At 72.2% G+C, this 17896-nt stretch carries 20 protein-coding genes; 11 read left to right on the top strand and 9 right to left on the bottom strand.

Going from position 1 to position 17896, the window contains the following annotated elements; all coding sequences use genetic code 11:
- The first annotated feature begins 9 nt into the window (after positions 1–9).
- Complete coding sequence (locus HEQ75_RS02390) at positions 10–1284, top strand: sensor domain-containing diguanylate cyclase (RefSeq protein WP_168027314.1); 1275 nt, start codon at positions 10–12, stop codon at positions 1282–1284.
- Entirely contained in the window at positions 1281–2453 is a 1173-nt protein-coding gene (locus tag HEQ75_RS02385) for a DUF2336 domain-containing protein (protein ID WP_168027313.1), read from the top strand. Before HEQ75_RS02390 ends, HEQ75_RS02385 begins: the two co-directional genes overlap by 4 nt.
- A gap of 187 nt (positions 2454–2640) precedes the next feature.
- Here the strand turns inward: HEQ75_RS02385 and argB are convergent, their stop codons facing one another.
- The 7 genes from argB to rpmH form a co-directional block, all read right to left on the bottom strand.
- On the bottom strand, positions 2641–3525 hold the full coding sequence (gene argB, locus HEQ75_RS02380; RefSeq protein ID WP_168027312.1) for an acetylglutamate kinase: 885 nt from the start codon (positions 3523–3525) through the stop codon (positions 2641–2643).
- Between the two features lie 100 nt (positions 3526–3625).
- The gene (locus HEQ75_RS02375) at positions 3626–4075 is read right to left on the bottom strand and encodes a DUF1036 domain-containing protein (RefSeq protein WP_168027311.1); all 450 of its coding nucleotides are present in this window, start codon (positions 4073–4075) and stop codon (positions 3626–3628) included.
- A 250-nt stretch (positions 4076–4325) separates the two neighbouring features.
- Positions 4326–5015 carry a ribosome biogenesis GTP-binding protein YihA/YsxC gene (yihA, locus tag HEQ75_RS02370; protein ID WP_168027310.1) on the bottom strand — a complete coding sequence of 230 codons (690 nt, stop codon included), beginning with the start codon at positions 5013–5015 and terminating at the stop codon, positions 4326–4328.
- Positions 5012–6910 carry a membrane protein insertase YidC gene (yidC, locus tag HEQ75_RS02365; RefSeq protein ID WP_168027309.1) on the bottom strand — a complete coding sequence of 633 codons (1899 nt, stop codon included), beginning with the start codon at positions 6908–6910 and terminating at the stop codon, positions 5012–5014. Before yidC ends, yihA begins: the two co-directional genes overlap by 4 nt.
- A gap of 11 nt (positions 6911–6921) precedes the next feature.
- Entirely contained in the window at positions 6922–7200 is a 279-nt protein-coding gene (yidD, locus tag HEQ75_RS02360; protein ID WP_168027308.1) for a membrane protein insertion efficiency factor YidD, read from the bottom strand.
- Entirely contained in the window at positions 7197–7616 is a 420-nt protein-coding gene (gene rnpA, locus HEQ75_RS02355) for a ribonuclease P protein component (RefSeq protein ID WP_168027307.1), read from the bottom strand. The genes yidD and rnpA overlap by 4 nt, the downstream gene beginning before the upstream one ends.
- 24 nt (positions 7617–7640) lie before the next feature.
- Entirely contained in the window at positions 7641–7775 is a 135-nt protein-coding gene (gene rpmH / locus HEQ75_RS02350) for a 50S ribosomal protein L34 (RefSeq protein WP_168027306.1), read from the bottom strand.
- Between the two features lie 347 nt (positions 7776–8122).
- On the opposite strand from rpmH, the gene phnD reads away from it, so the two are divergent.
- The 9 genes from phnD to HEQ75_RS02305 all read left to right on the top strand — a co-directional run bounded on the left by phnD (position 8123) and on the right by HEQ75_RS02305 (position 16306).
- Positions 8123–9046: a phosphate/phosphite/phosphonate ABC transporter substrate-binding protein gene (phnD, locus tag HEQ75_RS02345; RefSeq protein WP_168027305.1), complete on the top strand. Its 924-nt coding sequence runs from the start codon at positions 8123–8125 to the stop codon at positions 9044–9046.
- Positions 9047–9050: 4 nt separating this feature from the next.
- Positions 9051–9806: a phosphonate ABC transporter ATP-binding protein gene (gene phnC, locus HEQ75_RS02340; RefSeq protein ID WP_168027304.1), complete on the top strand. Its 756-nt coding sequence runs from the start codon at positions 9051–9053 to the stop codon at positions 9804–9806.
- Positions 9807–9808: 2 nt separating this feature from the next.
- Positions 9809–10690 (top strand): phosphonate ABC transporter, permease protein PhnE, encoded by an 882-nt coding sequence (gene phnE, locus HEQ75_RS02335; RefSeq protein ID WP_168027303.1) that lies wholly within the window; start codon positions 9809–9811, stop codon positions 10688–10690.
- Positions 10687–11523, top strand: coding sequence for a phosphonate ABC transporter, permease protein PhnE (gene phnE / locus HEQ75_RS02330; RefSeq protein ID WP_168027302.1), 837 nt, complete (start codon positions 10687–10689; stop codon positions 11521–11523). Before phnE (HEQ75_RS02335) ends, phnE (HEQ75_RS02330) begins: the two co-directional genes overlap by 4 nt.
- A 111-nt stretch (positions 11524–11634) precedes the next feature.
- Positions 11635–13074, top strand: a complete 1440-nt coding sequence (locus tag HEQ75_RS02325; RefSeq protein ID WP_168027301.1) for a dihydrolipoyl dehydrogenase family protein — start codon at positions 11635–11637, stop codon at positions 13072–13074.
- A gap of 39 nt (positions 13075–13113) precedes the next feature.
- The gene (locus HEQ75_RS02320; protein ID WP_168027300.1) at positions 13114–13908 is read left to right on the top strand and encodes a 3-hydroxybutyrate dehydrogenase; all 795 of its coding nucleotides are present in this window, start codon (positions 13114–13116) and stop codon (positions 13906–13908) included.
- Positions 13909–14011: 103 nt separating this feature from the next.
- Positions 14012–15124 (top strand): patatin-like phospholipase family protein, encoded by a 1113-nt coding sequence (locus HEQ75_RS02315; protein ID WP_168027299.1) that lies wholly within the window; start codon positions 14012–14014, stop codon positions 15122–15124.
- Positions 15125–15235: 111 nt separating this feature from the next.
- Positions 15236–15724 (top strand): calcium-binding protein, encoded by a 489-nt coding sequence (locus HEQ75_RS02310; RefSeq protein WP_168027298.1) that lies wholly within the window; start codon positions 15236–15238, stop codon positions 15722–15724.
- Positions 15725–15907: 183 nt separating this feature from the next.
- The gene (locus tag HEQ75_RS02305) at positions 15908–16306 is read left to right on the top strand and encodes a hypothetical protein (protein ID WP_168027297.1); all 399 of its coding nucleotides are present in this window, start codon (positions 15908–15910) and stop codon (positions 16304–16306) included.
- Here the strand turns inward: HEQ75_RS02305 and HEQ75_RS02300 are convergent.
- Both HEQ75_RS02300 and HEQ75_RS02295 read right to left on the bottom strand, forming a co-directional pair.
- Positions 16282–16683 carry a DUF3293 domain-containing protein gene (locus HEQ75_RS02300; protein ID WP_168027296.1) on the bottom strand — a complete coding sequence of 134 codons (402 nt, stop codon included), beginning with the start codon at positions 16681–16683 and terminating at the stop codon, positions 16282–16284. The genes HEQ75_RS02305 and HEQ75_RS02300 overlap by 25 nt on opposite strands.
- Positions 16683–17864 (bottom strand): class I SAM-dependent rRNA methyltransferase, encoded by a 1182-nt coding sequence (locus tag HEQ75_RS02295; protein WP_168027295.1) that lies wholly within the window; start codon positions 17862–17864, stop codon positions 16683–16685. The genes HEQ75_RS02300 and HEQ75_RS02295 overlap by 1 nt, the downstream gene beginning before the upstream one ends.
- Between the last annotated feature and the right edge of the window lie 32 nt (positions 17865–17896).

The following is a 17896-nucleotide window of genomic DNA, read 5'->3' as shown; positions in this document are numbered from 1 at the left end:
GTGTGGCGCATGGATGGCCTGACCCTCTCGGAAGCGCTGATCGAAAGCCGGGGCCGCTGGCGGGATTTCGCGCTGCTGTCCGCGGACCTGCTGTTCGAGACCGATGCCGAGGGCCGCTTCACCTTCCTTGCCCCCGACACCGTGCTGGGCCACCCGGCGCAGGGGCTGCTGGGTACCGAGGCGGCGCTGCTGCTGGCCGCACCGGGAGACGCGCCAGGGCCCTTCATCCCATCCTGCCGCCCGCGCCACCAGCGCGCCTGGCTGCGGGCCGCCGATGGCAGTCAGGCCTGCCTGGACTTCGCCCTGATGCCGCATGGCGAGGGGCTGCGCGGCGCGGCGCGGGACGTCACCGCGACGGAACGCCAGCAGGAGGTCGCGGCACGGGCACTTCGCCGCGCCACGGCCCTCGGCCGGCTGCTGCGGCTGGGCCAGCGGCAGGGCGGCGCGCAGGCGGCGCTCGAAGCCATGCTCGCCGCCCTGCCCGGCGCCCTGGCCTGCGACGGCGCGGCGCTGCTGCTGCCGGAACCGCAGGGCTGGAGCGTGGCGCATGGGACACGGACGCCGCCGCTGCACCGCCTGCCGCAGCCGACCCAGGTCCTCCCCCCCGGCCCGCTGGCCCTGGCCCGGACCGAGGCAGGCCCCTGCCTGCTGGCCTGGCGGGGCGAAGGCGCGCCGCCGCTGGAGGAGGATGATCGCGACCTGCTGGAAGCCATGGCCCTGCCCATGGCGGCGCTGCGGGCGGAGGTGCTGCGCCAGCGCGAATTGTCCGCCGCCGCGGAATGCGATGCCTTGACCGGGCTGCTCAACCGCCGCGGCCTGGTCGCGGCGCTGCCGGCAGCGCGCCAGGGGGTGCTGGTGTTTCTCGACCTGGATGGGCTGAAGCCGCTGAACGACCGGCTGGGGCACGAGGCCGGCGACGCCGCGCTGCGCAGCATGGCCGGCCGGCTGCGCGCCGCCTGCGCCCGGGCGGATCTGGCGGCGAGGCTGGGCGGCGACGAATTCTGCCTGTGGCTGGAAGACGCCACGCCGGCGGATGCGGCGCGGCGGATGCGGCAGGTTGGCCAGCCCGGCCCCCTGCCCGGCTGGCCGGAAGCGGGGCCGGAAGCGCTGCGCGCCAGCTGCGGCCTGGCGGTGCCGCGGCCGAACGAGCCGGTGGACGCGCTGCTGGCTCGTGCCGATGCCGCCATGTACGCTGCCAAGCGCACCCACCAGGCGGAACGGCGGGAGCGCGAGCGCCGGCAGGCGGCAGCGGTGCCAGGCTGGCCAGAGGGCCAGGGCGAATGACGGACACTGCCGCCACCATCCAGGCCGCCCGCCATGGCGATGCCGCCGCCCGCGCCGCGGTCGCGCGCGGCACCACCACCTCGCCCGAATTGCTCACCTTCCTGGCCGCGGATCGCGCGGCGGAGGTGCGCCAGGCCGTCGCCGCCAATGCCGGCACGCCGCCGGCCGCAGCCCGCCTGCTGGCCAGCGATGCGGATGCGGCGGTGCGGCGCGTGCTGGCCCGGCGCATCGCCGCCCTCGCCCCCAGCCTCGGCCCGGGCCTGGGACCGGGGGCGCAGGACCGCATGGCGCGGATTTCCGCCGGCACCCTGGCGATGCTGGTGGAGGATGCGGCGGTGGAGGTGCGCGCCGCCATCGCCGCCGTGGTGCGGGACATGCCGGACGCGCCGCGGGCACTGATCCTGCGGCTGGCGCGGGATACCGCCATGCCGGTGGCGGAGCCGGTGATCCGGCTGTCGCCGCTGCTCTCGGACGCGGACCTGCTGGCGCTGATCGCCGACCCGCCGGCGCCGGCCACCCGCCGCGCCGTCGCCCGCCGCCCCGCGCTGAGCGAGGTGCTGTCGGATGCCATCGTCGAGACGACGGATACGCCGGCCATCGCGGCGCTGCTGGCCAACCCCTCCGCCGCCATCCGGGAAGCCACGCTGGACCGGCTGGTGGAGAATGCCGGGAACCACAGCAGCTGGCAGGCCGCGCTGGTCCGCCGGGCCCGGCTGCCCGCCGGCGCCGCCCGCGCGCTGGGCGAAATGGTCGCCGACCACCTGCTGGGCGTGCTGGCGGCGCGGCCCGACCTGCCGCCCGGGCTGGCCGAGACCCTGCGCGGGCGCGTCACCGCCCGGATGGCGCAGCCCGATGACGCGCGGGCGGAGGCGGCGCTGTTCGCCGCCGCCCGCGCCGGCGACCGCGGGCTGCTGACGGAACACCTGGCGGAAGCCGCCGGCGTCACCGTCGCGCGGGTGGAGGCGGCGCTGGCGCTGCGCAGCGGCCGGGCGATCGCCGGGCTGTGCCACAGCGCCGGCTGGTCGGCCGCCCTGGCGGCGGAGGTGCAGGCGGTGCTGGGCGGCCTCAGCCCGGCCGAGGTGGTGCGCCCCACCGCGGAAGGCGGCTGGTCGCTGGGCGAGGCGGAGCTGCAGTGGCAGGCCGAATTGCTGGAAGGGCTGCCGGCCTGAGCGCATGGGCCTGAGCGTTCGGGCCTGAGCGGCGGAATGCCCGAAGGCGCCGGCAACGGCGAGCAAGCCCAAGGATGGCAGCGGGCGTCAGGACCGAAGCCCGGTTTGTCGACACGCGCCGGGTCCCCCCGGCGCGGGGCGCGCAGGAAGGCTGGCCGGTCCCGCGGTCAAGCGCGGAACCGGCGGCTCACGCCCGGATCAGCGTCCCGGCGCCGGCACCGGTGAACAGTTCCAGCAGCACGGCGTGCGGCACGCGGCCATCGACGATGACGGCAGCCTTCACGCCCCGCTCCACCGCATAGATGCAGGTCTCCACCTTCGGGATCATGCCGGCGGAAATCCAGCCGGCGGCGATGCCGGCCTTCACCTCGGCCACCGTCATCTCCGGGATCAGCTCGCCGTCGGGCCCGAGCACGCCGCGCACATCGGTCAGCATCAGCAGCCGCTCCGCGCCCAGCGCGCCGGCGATGGCGCCGGCCACCGTGTCGGCGTTGATGTTGTAGGTCTGGCCGTCGGCGCCGACGCCGACCGGCGCCACCACCGGCACGATGTCCGCGCCGATCAGCAATTGCAGCACCCGCGGGTCCACCCGCTCCGGCTCCCCCACGAAGCCGAGGTCCAGCACCTTCTCGATGTTGCTGTCCGGGTCGCGGTAGGTGCGGGCCAGCTTGCGGGCCTGGATCAGCCCGCCATCCTTGCCGGAAATCCCCACCGCGATGGCCCCGGCGCGGGTGATGGCGGAGGCCACCTGCTTGTTCACCGGGCCGGCCAGGACCATCTCGACCACGTCGAGCATTTCCTCATCCGTCACCCGCAGGCCCTGGACGAAGTTGGACTTCACGCCGAGCCGCTTGAGCATGGCGTTGATCTGCGGGCCGCCGCCATGCACCACCACGGGGTTGACGCCGACCTGCTCGAGCAGGGCGATGTCGCGGCCGAAGCGCAGCGCCGCGTCCTCCTCGCCCATCGCGTGGCCGCCATACTTCACCACCACGATTTGGTCGTCGTAGCGCTTCAGGAACGGCAGAGCCCCGGCGAGGATCGCCATCTGGTCGAGCGCGTCGTCGGTCATCGTGGCGAACCCCATCAGCCGGCGCCCGCAGCGCGCCTCGGCTGGCCGTGTGGCGTCCGCTTCGTTCAGGGTCAAGAGGGTGGCGCGAAACTCGTCCGGATCACCCCTTCGCCGGCCCGGTGGAGCGGGTGCAGGTGAGGCGCACCTGCAGCCGGCCGCGCACCACGGTGGGCGTGGCCTGGCGCAGCCGGTAGGTGACGCCGCCCAGCCGCGTCGCCGCGCGCCTCCCCTCCCACACCATCGAGCCGTCCGTCGCCTCCGCATAATAGTACAGGCGGTGGTTGGTCAGGTGCTTCAGCCGCGTGCCGCGCAGGCTCAGCGCGCGGGGCCGGCCGGCGCCGGGAAACTGCCACCAGCCGCGGGACTGCCAGCGGCGCGGCTGCTCGGCATGGCGTACCAGCAGCCGGATCGGCTTGTTGCAAGCATTGTGGAACCAGATCTCGCGGGCAACGCCCTGCTGCGCCAGGGCTGGCCTGGGGCCGTACAGAAAGAGCCCCGCCAGACCCAGCCCGATGAAGCAGAATGCAAACAAGGCGGCGCGTGAAGACATGCTTCTTCTCCCCATTCCTCCGCGGCAGCCAGGCTGGGCGAGGAAGGGAGCAGGGTCAACAATGACGGACTGCCTGCGGCCGGCAGGATTTTCACGAAGCCATGAGAGATCGTTTGATAACAGCGCGGGTCGATTCGGCAGCGCCTTTCCGCCCCGGATCGCGTTGCCGACCGAACGGTCCCCGAGCCAGCGCCCGGGCGTGCCGCCGCCAGCCCGGCCATCCGCCAGCGGGCGGCCCCGCCCCGCCGCCTCAGCCGGCCAGCGCCGCCAGCTCCGCCCGCAATTCGGGGATGCCCTGCCCGGTCTCGCTGCTGGTCACCAGCATCAGCGGGTGGGCGGCCGTGCGCTTCTTCACCAGCGCCTCCAGCTCGCGGATCCGCTTCTCCAGCTGCGGCTTCTTCACGTCATCGACCTTGGTGATGCAGATCTGGAAGGCGACGGCGGCATCCGACAGCAGCTCAATCGCGGCGCGGTCGGCCGGCTTGATCTCGACGCGGGCATCCATCAGCAGCAGCACGCGGCGCAGCGTCGGCCGGCCGCGCAGGAAGTCGAACATCAACCCCTGCCAATCCTCCTTCAGGGTCTTGGAGGCCTTGGCGTAGCCATAGCCCGGCATGTCCACCAGCGTGAGCTGGCCCTCGTCGCAGCGGAAGAAGTTCAGCTGCCGGGTACGGCCCGGGGTGACGGAGACACGGGCCAGCGCCTTCTGCCCCGTCAGGGCATTGAGCAGGGAGGATTTGCCGACATTCGACCGGCCGCAGAAGGCCACCTCCGGCCCCGCCAGGGGGGGAAGCTGGTTGATGGCCTGGGAGGCGTAGAAGAAGGTGCAGGGGCGCGCGAACAGCAGGCGCCCGGCCTCGATCAGCGCCTCGCGCTGCTCGTCATCCACCGCCTCGGCCAGGCCGCCGGCGGGGGGTGCCACCGGCGATGGCGCGTTCATCCCTTGCGGCCCTTGGGCGCGGGCTTCGCCTCGGCCTTGCCGGCCAGAAGGGGCTTGGGCGGGGTGGGGGCCGCGGCCGGGCGGCTGGCCTGGCGCTTCTTGTCCATCTGCATGATCCAGTACTGCTGGGCGATGGAAAGCAGGTTGTTCCAGGTCCAGTAGATCACCAGCCCGGCCGGGAAACTGGCCAGCATGAAGGTGAAGATCAGCGGCATCCAGGCGAAGACCTTGGCCTGGATCGGGTCCGGCGGCGTCGGGTTCAGCTTGAACTGCAGGAACATCGTGATGCCCATCGCGATGGCCCAGGCCGGCATGTGCAGGAAGCTCGAAAGCTGCATCGGGTCGTAGGGCAGGATCCCGAACAGGTTGAACAGGTTGGTCGGGTCCGGCGCGGACAGGTCCTGGATCCAGCCGAAGAAGGGCGCGTGCCGCATCTCGATGGTGACGAACAGCACCTTGTACAGCGAGAAGAAGATCGGGATCTGCAGCAGGATGGGCAGGCAGCCGGAGGCGGGGTTCACCTTCTCCGCCTTGTAAAGTGCCATCATCTCCGCCTGCGCCTTGGCGGGGTCGTCCTTGTAGCGCTCCCGCACCTCCGTCATCTTCGGCGCCAGCGTCTTCATCCGCGCCATGGAGATGTAGGCCTTGTTGGCCAGCGGGAAGAAGGCGAGCTTCAGGGCGAAGGTGAAGATCAGGATCGCCACGCCGAAATTGCCGAAGATGCCGAACAGCCAGTCCAGGGCGTAGAAGAACGGCTTGGTGATCCAGTAGAACCAGCCGAAGTCGATCGCCTTGTCGAAGCCCTCGATGTTCAGGCGGCTTTCGTAGGAATCCAGCAGGTGGACTTCCTTGGCGCCGGCGAAAAGCCGCGTCGCCAGCCCCGCTTCCGCGCCCGGGGCGACGGATTGCGCTGCCGGGGTGGCCAGGTCGAGCTGCCAGCGGTCCTGCCCGCCCTCCGCCGAGTGGCGGTAGGCGGCGCGCACCTGCGTCGCCTGGTCGGCCGGCGTCAGCGCCGCCAGCCAGTACTTGTCGGTGAAGCCGATCCAGCCGCCGGTGCTTTCCTGCTCCATGGCCGGGCCGCGGCGCTTCTCGGCCTCGGTCTTGGCGTCGCTGTACTTCCACTCGATCAGGCGGCCATCCAGCACGCCGGTGAAGCCCTCATGCAGGATGAAGAAGCCGGCGGTCTGCGGCGTGCGTTCGCGCCGCACCCGCGCCCAGGGCAGCAGCTGCACCGCGTCGGCCGCGGTGTTCCGCACGGATTGCCGCGCGGTCAACATGTAGTCCTCGTCCAGTTCCAGCAGGATGCGGAATTCCTGGCCCTGGCCATTGTCCCAGCGCAGCGTCACCGGCTGGGTGGGGGACAGGGTGCCGCCTTCCGCGGTCCAGTCGGTCTCCGGCCCCGGAACCGGGGTGCGGCCATCGGCGGCGGTCCAGCCCCATTGCGCGAAATACGGGTTGGCGTCGCTGCGCGGCGCCAGCAGGCGGACCAGCGGGCTGTCGGGGGCGACGGTCTCCCGGTACCCGCGCAGCACCAGGTCATCGAGGCGGGCGCCGCGCAGGCTCAGGCTGCCCTGCAGGCGGGGGTTGACGATCGGCAGGCGGGTTTCCGGGGCGCGCGCCGCCTCGGCGGCGGCCACCGCGGCGCCGGGGGTCGCCAGCGGCGCGCCGGGCGTCGCCAGCGGCGCGGCGGGCACCGGCACGCCCGGGGCCGGCACGCCCGGGGCCGGCACACCAGGGGCCGGTACACCGGGAGCAGGGGCGGTGGCGGCCTGCTGGGCGGAGATTTCGGCCTGGCGGCGCTGCTCGGCTTCCCGGGCCGGGCGGTTCCACAGGTCGAACAGCAGCAGGATGCCGACGGAAAGGGCGATGGCGGCGAGGAGACGCTTCTGGTCCATGACGGCCTGATTCAGCCTTTCGTCGGGCGCGGGACAGGCGCATGCGCCGTCCCCGTGACGTTCTGGGAAGGGGGCGGGACCGGGTCGTAGCCACCCGGGTGCCAGGGGTTGCAGCGCAGGATGCGCCGGGCGGTCAACCAGCCGCCCCGCAGCGCGCCGTGTTCGGCCACCGCCTGCAGGCCGAAATCGCTGCAATGCGGCAGGAAGCGGCAGTTGCAGCCGATGATGGGCCGCAGCGTGTACTGGTAGGTGCGGATGGCGCCGCGCAGCAGATGCTGCTGCGGGGTCATGCCACCGCCCCCTGCAGGACGACCCCCGGAGGGGCCTGGGCCACCAGGGCGGGCGCGACCTCGCGCGGTTCCGCGGGCAGCGGCACGCCGGCCTGCTTCAGGGCACCGCGCAGGTCGCCCAGCAGCTGGCGGAAGTCCCGCTTCGCCGTCCCGTCGCGCCCGATCAGCACAAGGTCGTACCCCTGCGGGCCGTCCCGGCCCAGCAGCAGGCGCGCAGCCTCGCGCAGTCGGCGCTTGGTCCGGTTGCGGACCACGGCGTTGCCGATCTTCTTGGTGGCCGTGAAGCCCGCGCGCAGCGGTGCCTCCGTCCCCTTCAGCACCTGCAGCACCAGCCCGGGGCGCGCGACACGCTGGCCGTTCTGCGCCACGCGCTTGAACTCCCGGCGCAGCTTCAGGCGTGGCGGGCGCGCCGGCATGGCACGAACAGGCCCGCCCCGACCTCAGGCCGAGAGCTTCTTGCGGCCCTTGGCGCGGCGATTGGCCAGCACCCGGCGCCCGCCGACGGTCTCGGTACGGGCGCGAAAGCCGTGGCGGCGCTTCCGGACGAGCTTGGAGGGCTGGTAAGTACGCTTCACGACACTACTCCCGCGGGCCCCGGCTGATCGGCCCGGCCAGGGCGATCCCCGACCGCCGTACGCCGGCTGGCATCTGAACGAACAGGCTGAACGAATAGGCCGGCGGCAGCCCCCATGGATTGAGCCGCCCCGGCGAAGGCCCGGACGTATAGGGAAGCGCCCCCCCTGCCGTCAACCGCATGGCTTGCACCAGATGAAGGATCGGGCGTGCCACCCTCGCCGCCAGAGGGCAGGATTGCAGGGAACCACCGACGGCTGAACCTTTACGAGATCACAATCCCGTCGTCATCAAGACAGCGGCCCGCCCAGGTAGAAGGCGCGACGACGCCATCAACCGGGACAACAACGTGAAAAACCTCCTCGCTGCCCTCGGCCTCTGCTTCGGCCTTGGCACCTCGGCCCTTGCCCAGACCCCCGCCGCCGCGCCGGACTGGCGCCAGCAATTCCGCCAGATCACCTTCGGTGTCGCCTCGGGCGAGAACCAGCAGGAAGGCAATCTGCGCTGGGCGCCCATGGCCCCCTACCTGCAGCAATGCCTGGGAATCGAGCGCGTCACCATCCGCGTCAGCAACGACTATTCGGCGATGATCGAGGCGATGGCGCAGGGCGACGTGCACCTCGCCTGGTACGGCCCGGCGCAATACGCGATCCTGTCCGACCTGACGCGCGGCGACGTGGTGCCGGTGGCGGTCGATGTCTCGCCGCAGGGCGACATGGGATACCGCTGGGTCATCATCGTCCGCGCCGACAGCCCGATCCGCACGCTTGAGGATCTGCGCGGCAAGTCGGTGGGCTGGGCGACGCCGACCTCCACCTCCGGCTACGTGCTGCCGATGCAGTATTTCCGCGAGCGCGGCTGGGTGGATGAGCGCGGCCAGAGCAGCTTCTTCGGCCGGCTGGTGCAGACCGGCTCGCACGACAACGGCATGGTCTCCGTGGCGCAGGGCCGCCTGGATGCGACGACGGGCTGGTACTACTCGCCGCAGGCGGGCGCGCATGTCCGCGCCGCCGGCGCCGGCACCATCAAGCTCGAGGATATCCGCTTCATCCACGAAAGCGGGCTGATTCCCAACGCGCCCTTCACCACCCGCCGCAGCTACCCCGAGCCGATGCGCGCGAAGATGAGCGAGTGCCTGGTCAACATGCGCTACACCGCCCCCGAGGCCTGGGCGACGGTCAGCCGCAACGTCTTCGGCGGCATCGGCCTGGTCTCGCACGAGGCTTATGAGCCCTTCATCGCCCTGCGCCAGGCCGAACGCCGCCGGCGTTGAGCCCGTGCTCGAACTCCGCGGGCTGACCCGCCGGTTCGGTGATGCCACCGCCGTGGACAACCTGTCCCTGGCGGTGGCGGATGGCGAGATGGTGGCCGTGCTGGGCCGATCCGGCGCCGGCAAATCGACCCTTCTCAACATGATCAACCGCCTGATCGACCCGAGCGGCGGCGAGATCCTCTATGGCGGCAGGGACATCGCACGGCTGCGCGGGGCGGAACTGCTCGCCTGGCGGCGCCAGAGCGCGATGATCTTCCAGCGCTTCAACCTGGTCGGCCGGCTTTCCGTGCTGACCAATGTGCTGACCGGGCGGCTCAACCACCCGCCGCGCCTGCCCAAGCTGGTCGGCCTGTTCACCGACCGGGAGCGCGACATCGCCATCGATGCGCTGGCGGCGCTGGGGATGGAAGACCATGCGCTGAAGCGCGCGGACCAGCTTTCGGGCGGGCAGCAGCAGCGCGTCGCCATCGCCCGGGCCCTGGTGCAGGAACCGCGGATCATGCTGGCGGACGAGCCCGTCGCCAGCCTCGACCCGGTGAACGCCCAGGCGGTGATGGAGGCGCTGCGCCGCATCAACCGGGAGCTGGGCATCACCGTCCTCTGCAACCTCCACTCCGTTCCGCTGGCGCAGGCCTGGTGCGACCGCGCCATCGCGCTGTCGGCCGGACGGCTGGTCTATGACGGCCCGGTCGCGGGGCTCGACGAGCCGACGCTGCTTGGCATCTATGGCAGCGCGGCCGCTCTCAGCGAGGCGCATTGACCATGCACCGGACAGCACCGGCTGGCGCGCGGGCGGCGTTCGCCCGGGCCTGGGCGGCACAGGGCCGGGTGCGCCGGCGGCAATGGCTGGTGGCGGCGGCGCTGCTGCTGGTGCTGGTCGCCGCCGCGGCCTGGCTGGGGGAGGTGGATCTGGTCCTGCTGTGGGACCGGCTGCCGCGCTTCGGCTCCTATTTCGGCCGCATGGTGCCGGATCTGGCCTGGGCGACGCTGGGGGAGGACCTCGCCCATTGGTACTGGAAGGGCTGGCGCTGGCTGGCGGCGCTCTGGCAGACCGTGCTGATCGCGATCTACGCGACCATCTTCGGCGCCGTCCTGGCCTTCGGCGCCTCCTTCCTGGCGGCGCGGAACCTGACGCCCGCCCCCTGGGTCGGCATGGTCGCGCGGCGCGTCCTGGAAGTGGCGCGCACGGTGCCGGAGCTGGTCTTCGCCGTGCTGTTCGTCTACGCCTTCGGCATCGGGCCGCTGGCGGGCGTGCTGGCGATCGGCCTGCATACCTTCGGCGCCCTGGGCAAGCTGTTCGGGGATGCGGCGGAGAATGCCGACCCCGAACCCCTTCGGGGCCTGCGCGCGACCGGGGCGGGCTGGGTGCAGACCATGCTCTACGGCGCGACGCCGCAGCTGGCCCCCGACTACCTCTCCTACGGCCTGCTGCGGCTGGAGATCAATGTGCGCGCCGCCTCCATCCTCGGCTTCGTCGGCGCCGGCGGGATCGGGCAGGAACTCTACGGCGCGATCAAGAATTTCGACCATACCGACATCTCGGCGATCGCCCTGATGCTGATCGGCACGGTGATGCTGATCGACGCGCTCTGCGCCTGGGCGCGCGGGCGGGTGATCGGGCAGGATGGGTTGCGCGCCCTATGAGTGCCACCAAGCCAACCGCCTGGCGCGCGCGCCGGCCGGAACTCTACCCGCCGCGGGGCCCGGCGCTGTGGCGCCGGGCGGCGCTGGTGCCGCTGGGGCTGGGCCTGTTCCTGTGGGGCCTGCATGCGCTGGAGGTCTCGCCCGGCCAGATCTACCGCGGCCTGGGCGAGTTGGGGCGGGTCTTCATGCTGATGATGCCGCCGGCCATCACCGAACATGTGTGGCAGTATCTGCGGGCGATCGGCGAGACGCTGGCGATGGCCTTCCTCGGCACGCTCATCGCCTCCCTGCTGGCGGTGCCGCTCGCGCTCATGGGCGCGCGCAACGTCATGCCGCTGGGACCGGTCCGGCTGCTGGTGCGGCGATCGAGCGACGTGGTGCGGGGGATCGACAGCCTCGTCTGGGCCATCTTCTTCGTCAGCGTGGTCGGGCTTGGGCCCTTTGCCGGCATCCTGGCCATCGCGGTGAACGACACCGGCGTGCTGACCAAGCTGTTCGCCGAGGCGATGGAGAACACCGACCGGGAGCAGGTGAAGGGGGTGCGCGCCACGGGCGCCGGCCGGCTGCAGACGATCGCTTTCGGCATCATGCCGCAGGCCCTGCCGGTGCTGCTGGCGAACAGCCTGTATTTCCTCGAATCCAACCTGCGCTCCGCGACGGTGCTCGGCGTGGTGGGGGCGGGCGGCATCGGCTTCTACCTGATGGACCGCATGATGATCAGCGCCTGGCGGGAGGTTTCGCTGATCGTCATCCTGGTCCTGGTGACCGTGATCGGCCTCGACACCCTCTCGCGCGCCCTGCGGCAGCGGCTGATCGGCAGCGCCAGGGGTTGAGGCCGGGGGCGCGCCGCGGCCGGCGCGGAAGGCGCCGCCGCGCATCGGGCTGACTGATCCGGCCAGACCGGGTATGCCCGTGCCGGCGCGATCCAGCAGACGGAACCCGACATGCCCGATTTCGACCTGGTGGTGATCGGCGCCGGCGCCGCCGGCCTTTCCACGGCGGCCTTCTCGGCCGGGCTGGGGCTGAAGGTGGCGCTGGTGGAGCGTGGCCGGATGGGCGGCGACTGCCTGAATTTCGGCTGCGTCCCCTCCAAGGCGCTGCTGGCCGCCGCCCATGCCGCCGCCAGCGCCCGCCGCGCCCACCGATTCGGCATCCGCCTGCCGGAGCCCGAGATCGACTGGGCGGCGCTGCGCGCCCATGTGCAGGGCGCCATCGACCGGATCGCGCCGATCGATTCGGAAGCCCGCTACCGCGGCATGGGGGTGGAGGTGATCCGCGCCTCCGCCCATTTCGTGGCGCCGGACATGATCGAAGCAGGCGGCCGCCGCCTCACCTTCCGCCGCTGTGTCATCGCCGCCGGCAGCCAGGCCATCGTGCCGGACATCCCCGGCCTCGGCCCGGTGCCCTGGCTGACCAACGAGACGATCTTCGAGCTGGAGGAGCCGCCCGGCCACCTCATCATCCTGGGCGGTGGCCCGATCGGGCTGGAGATGGCGCAGGCGCATGCGCGGCTCGGCTGCCTGGTGACGGTGATCGAGGCCGGGCGGCTTGCCGGGCGGGACGACCCGGAACTGGCCGATGGCCTGCGCCGCGCCCTGGTGCGGGACGGGGTGACGCTGCTGGAAGGGGCGAAGCTCGCCCGCGTTTCCTCCGACCGGCCGGAGGATGGCGGGCCGGGCCTGGTCGCGCATCTGGAGGATGGGCGGCAGATCGGCGGCACCCACCTGCTGCTGGCGGTGGGCCGGGCGCCGCGCCTGGCCGGGCTGGACCTGGCAGCGGGCCAGGTGGCGGCAACCCGCCAGGGCATCGCCACCGATGCCGGGCTGCGCTCCACCACCAACCGCCGGGTCTGGGCCGTGGGCGACATCGCCGACCCCGCGGGCATCGGCCCGCGCGCCTTCACCCATGTGGCCTCCCAGCATGCCGGCATCCTGGCCCGGCGGATGCTGTTCCGCCTGCCGGCCAGTGTGGACTACGCCGCCCTGCCCCGCGTCACCTACACCGACCCGGAACTGGCCCAGGTGGGCATGACGGAGGCCGAGGCGCGGGACGCCGGGCACGACATCCGCCTCCTGCGCTTCCCCGTGGCGGAGACCGACCGCGCGGTGGCGGAGGGCATCGAGGAGGGGCTGGCCAAGCTGGTGGTGACGCCGGGGGGCAGGCTGCTCGGCGCCGGCATCCTGGCGCCGCATGCCGGGGAGATGGCCGGCACCTTCGGGCTGATGATCGGCCGCAAGCTGCCGCTCTCGGCGCTGGCCGGGCTGGTGCTGCCCTACCCCACCCTGGCGGAGGCGGCGAAGCGGGCGGCGGGGGATTTCTACGCGCCGAAGCTGCTCTCGCCGCTGGTGAAGCGCGTTGTCGGCTTGCTCAAGCGCCTGCCTTAGGCAACGCTTGCTGCAACGCGGGAAGAAGGCGCCTCCATCATGACCAAGACCTTGCAGGGCCGTGTCGCCCTCGTCACGGGATCCACCTCCGGCATCGGGCTCGCCATCGCGCTCGGCTTCGCCCGGGCCGGGGCGAAGGTGATGCTGAACGGCTTCGGCAAGCCGGAGGAGATCGCCGCCGCCCGCCAGGCGGTGGGCGAGGCGATGGGCAGCGGCGAGGCGCCCTATTCCCCCGCCGACATGGCGAAGCCGGAGGAGATCCGCGCCATGGTCACGGCCTGCGAGGCCGAGCTCGGCGCCTGCGACATCCTGGTGAACAATGCCGGCATCCAGTTCGTCTCCCCGGTGGAGGAATTCCCCGAGGACCGCTTCGACCGGATCGTGGCGATCAACTTCGTTTCCAACTTCCACGCCATCAAGGCGGCGCTGCCGGGGATGAAGGCGCGCGGCTTCGGGCGCATCGTCAACGTCGCCTCGGCCCACGGCCTGGTCGCCAGCCCCTACAAGACCGCCTATGTGGCGGCGAAGCACGCGGTGGTCGGGCTGACCAAGTCGGTGGCGCTGGAGATCGCGCGCAGCCCGGTCACCTGCAACGCCATCTGCCCCGGCTTCGTCCGCACCCCGCTGGCCGAGGCGCAGGTGAAGCCGCTGGCGGATAAGCATGGAGTCTCGGAGGAGGCGGCGCTCACCGACTACCTGCTGGACCGCCAGCCCACCAAGCGGTGGGTGGAGGTGGAGGAAGTGGCGGAGATGGCACTGTATCTCTGCGGCCCGAACAGCGGCAGCGTGAACGGCACGGCGCTGTCCATCGATGGCGGCTGGACCGCGCAATAGGCACCCCGGCTGCGGTTCTTGCGCCGCGGCCACAGTTCGGCAAGCCGGGGGGCGCAGACTGCGGCAGTCCCCCGGCTCCGCGTGAAGGCACACCCCGCCACCCATGATCGAGAACGAGTTCCTGCAGGAGGCCGCCGACACCCTGGGTGCCGCCGGCGCCACCCCCGCCCCCCGCCCCGCCGCCGCCCGCGCGGCGCCGGCGACGCGGCGCATCAACCTGGCGCTGCAAGGCGGCGGCACCCATGGCGCCTTCACCTGGGGAGTGCTGGAGCGCCTGCTGGAGGATGAGAGGCTGGAGTTCGAGGCCGTCTCCGGCACCTCGGCCGGCGCCATGAACGCCGCCGTCTTCGTCCAGGGATTGTGCGAGGGGGGGCGGGATGGCGCGCGCCGCGCGCTGGACCGCTTCTGGCGCAACGCCGCCGGCCGCATGGCGATGAGCCCGCTGCAGAACACGCCGCTGGAAAAGGCGATCTGGGGCCATGACCTGACCTGGTCCGTCGCCTACCAGACCTTCGAGACGCTGACCCGCGTCATGTCCCCCTACCAGCTCAACCCCACCCCGTATGAGTTCAACCCGCTGCGCCAGGTGCTGGAGGAGGAGATCCACCCGGAGATCCTGCGCAGCGGCCGCGGCCCCAAGCTGTTCATCTCCGCCACCTCCGTCCGCACCGGCAAGCCGCGGGTCTTCGCGCGCAACGAGGTGACGGTGGACGTGCTGCTCGCCTCCGCCTGCCTGCCGCAATTCTTTAAGGCGGTGGAGATCGACGGCGAGCCCTTCTGGGATGGCGGCTACCTGGGCAACCCGGCGCTGTGGCCGCTCTACGAGCAGGGCGGGCCGCCCGACATCGTGCTGGTCCAGCTCAACCCCATCGTGCGCGACGAGCTGCCGACGCGGCCGACGGAAATCGTCAACCGGCTGAACGAAATCAGCTTCAACGCCTCCCTGATGGCGGAAATGCGCGCCATCGACTTCGTGCAAAGGCTGCTGGAGGCCGGGCGCCTGGAACAGCCGCGCTACCGCCGCCTGTTCATCCACTGCATCGAGGACGAGGCGCGGATGCGGGATTTCAAGCTCAGCACCAAGCTGAACGGCGACTGGGGCTTTCTGTCCACGCTGAAGCAATATGGGCGTGAAGCGGCGGAAGCCTGGCTGGCCGGCAGCTTCGACAAGCTGGGCCGCGAAAGCACGGTGGACATCCGCGAACGCTTCCTCTGACGCCAGGCCCGATCGCCGCCATAGGCCGTTCCTTCTGGCGCCGGTCGTCCCCGCATGGCCAGATCACGGCGGCGCGAGCATCCGGCTCGGCCTTGGGCAGGAGAGAGGCACATGACGGGACAACCCAGGCCGATCACGGAGGCCGAGCTGGCGGGTGTGGTCGGTGGTGCCGGGGAGCGCGATGGGCAGGCGCCGCCGCAGGCGGGGCGGGAGATCAATGGCTCCAGCGACAACGACGTGATCTTCGGCGGTACCGGCGACGACACCATCCAGGCCGGAGACGGCAATGACGCCATCTTTGCCGGCCAGGGGGCCGACCTGATCGATGCCGGCACGGGCGATGACCGCATCTACTGGAACCCGGCCCAGGGCGAGGACACCATCGAGGGCGGCGCCGGCCAGGACATGCTGGTGGTGAACAACTACGAGGCCTCGCCGCAGGAGATCCTCGATTCGATCGTGCTGGCGCCGGGCAGCGCCGCGCCTTTCCTGGACCCGGAGACGGGCGTGATCAGCCTGCAGGGGGTCAGCGGCACGCTGACGCTGGGCGGCACCACGCTCACCTTCTCCGGCCTGGAGAGGCTGGTGATCCTCGCCTGACGGAGCCGGCAGGGGTGGCGCAGGCCGCCCCTGCCGGCACGCGCCCGGGGGCCGCCGGCCCGGGCATTGGCACCGGCCTTGGCATCGGCTGTGCCTATGGGCCCGAAAGGGTCTTCGGATTGGAGGAGAAACCGTCGCAAGCGCTTGATCGGACCAGCGAAAACAATGGCTGGAGACCAGGCGATGAACAGCACGGAGCCCTGCGGCAAGCGGTGGGATCTGGACTACCTGATGCCGGAACTGCCGGCCCAGGGGCGCTGGCAGGGCGGGCCGATGAACCAGCGCCTGCGCCCGGGGCGGGAGGTGATGGTGTGGCACCCCGGCGACGGCAATCTCGGCATCTCCGCCACCGACGGCGTCGCGACGCTCCGGCTGGAGGATACCGACCGCACCCTGGAGCAGATCCTGGCGGCGATCCGCCCCGACCCCGGCTCCCCCGCCCCGCGCGCGGCACTGGGCGAGATCGAGCTGAAGGGCGTGAAGGGCACGCTGACGCTGGGGGAGGAGGTGATCCGCTTCGCCGGGCTGCAGCGGATCGTCATCTGGGGCTACAGCGCCTATCCGGCGCGGGATGGCCGGTAGGCGAGCAGCAGCCGGGCAGGCTGGCCCGGGCCAAGGGCGACGATGGCCCATTGCCGGAAGCGCCGCGCCAGCACCAGCAGCCGGCCGGGGGCGCCTGCCAGCAGCAGGTGGTGCTCCGCCCAGCCCGGGCCGCGCCCGAAGCCCTCGGCCAGCACCGTCACGCCGGCGGCCTGGCGCAGCCGGTCCTGCATCCGCCGGTTCCAGCCCGCCGGCATCCGGCGGCTCCGCGGGTTCCAGGCAGTGATGAAGGCGGCCCGGCGCGCGCCGTGGCGGGCCAGCAGCGCCTCCATCGCCGGGCTGCGCGCGCCGATGCGCACCACGATCCCGGCGGCCTCGTAGCCCGTGGCGCGGAAGGCGGCGAGCGGCGGGGCGCGCATCAGGCCAGGTGCAGCAGCAGGCCCTTGAGGTAGGCGCTTTCCGGCAGGCCGGGATGCACCGGGTGGTCCGGCCCGGCCCCCACCGTCGCCAGCAGCCGCGCCGGGCGCTTCGCCCGCTGCACGCCCCAGGCCACCGCATCGGTGAAATCGCCCGGCGAGACGTGGTGCGAGCAGGAGGCGATGAACAGGATGCCTTCCGGCGCCACCAGCCCCGCGGCCAGCCGTGCCAGCTTGCCATAGCCGCGCAGCGCCGCCGGCTGGTCCTTGCGCGTCTTGGCGAAGGCCGGCGGGTCCGCCACCACCACGTCGAAGCGCCTGCCGCTGGCCGCCATGCGTTCCAGATGCTCCAGCGCCTCCGCCTTCAGCGGCGTGACGCGGTCGGCGAAGCCGGCCAGGCGGGCGGCCTGCATGGCGAGGTCCAGCGCATGCTCGCTGCGGTCGAGCAGCGTCACCTCGCTCGCCCCGGCGGCCGCGGCCGCCAGGCCAAAGCCGCCGGTGTGGCAGAAGGCGTCCAGCATGGTGCGGCCGGGGCAGAGCCGGGCGACCAGGGCGCGGTTGGCGCGCTGGTCGAAGAACCAGCCGGTCTTCTGCCCGCCCAGCAGGTCCACCGGGAAGGCCAGGCCGTGTTCCTGCACCCTTGCCGTGCCCTGCCCCACCAGGGCGGTGACGGATTCCTCCAGGCCTTCCAGCTTGCGCACGGCGCTGTCATTGCGCGCCACCACCAGACGGGGGGAGAGCAGGTCCTGCAGCGCGGCCAGGATCAGCGGCGTGGCCGCCTCCATCCCCGCGGTATTGGCCTGCAGCGCCAGGGCATCGCCATAGCGGTCCACCACCAGGCCGGGCAGGCCATCGGCCTCGGCATGCACCAGGCGGTAGAAGGGCGTGTCGAACAGCCGATCCCGCAGCGCCAGGCAGGCGGCCAGGCGGGCGCGGAACCAGGCGCCATCGATCCGCACCGCCGGGTCCGGCTCCAGCCGCCGCGCGGCGATCAGGCTGTGCGGGTTGAAGTGCCAGACGCCGTGCCTGACGCCGTCATCGCCTTCCAGCCGCACCGGGCCGCCGGGCGGCAGGGCGCGCAGTGCCGGGGTCATGGCGATCTCGTTGGAGAAGGCCCAGGGGTGGCCGGCCTTCACGCGGCGGTCGGCGCCGGGGGCGAGGCGGATCAGCGGATAGGAGTCCATGACGGCGCTTTAGCCCAAGGCGCGGCGCGATG

It is taken from the genome of Falsiroseomonas selenitidurans (assembly GCF_012103215.1).
Lineage (GTDB): Bacteria > Pseudomonadota > Alphaproteobacteria > Acetobacterales > Acetobacteraceae > Falsiroseomonas > Falsiroseomonas selenitidurans.
The sequence above is the reverse complement of the archived record's forward strand: the minus strand, read 5'-3'. Positions and strand labels throughout refer to the sequence as shown.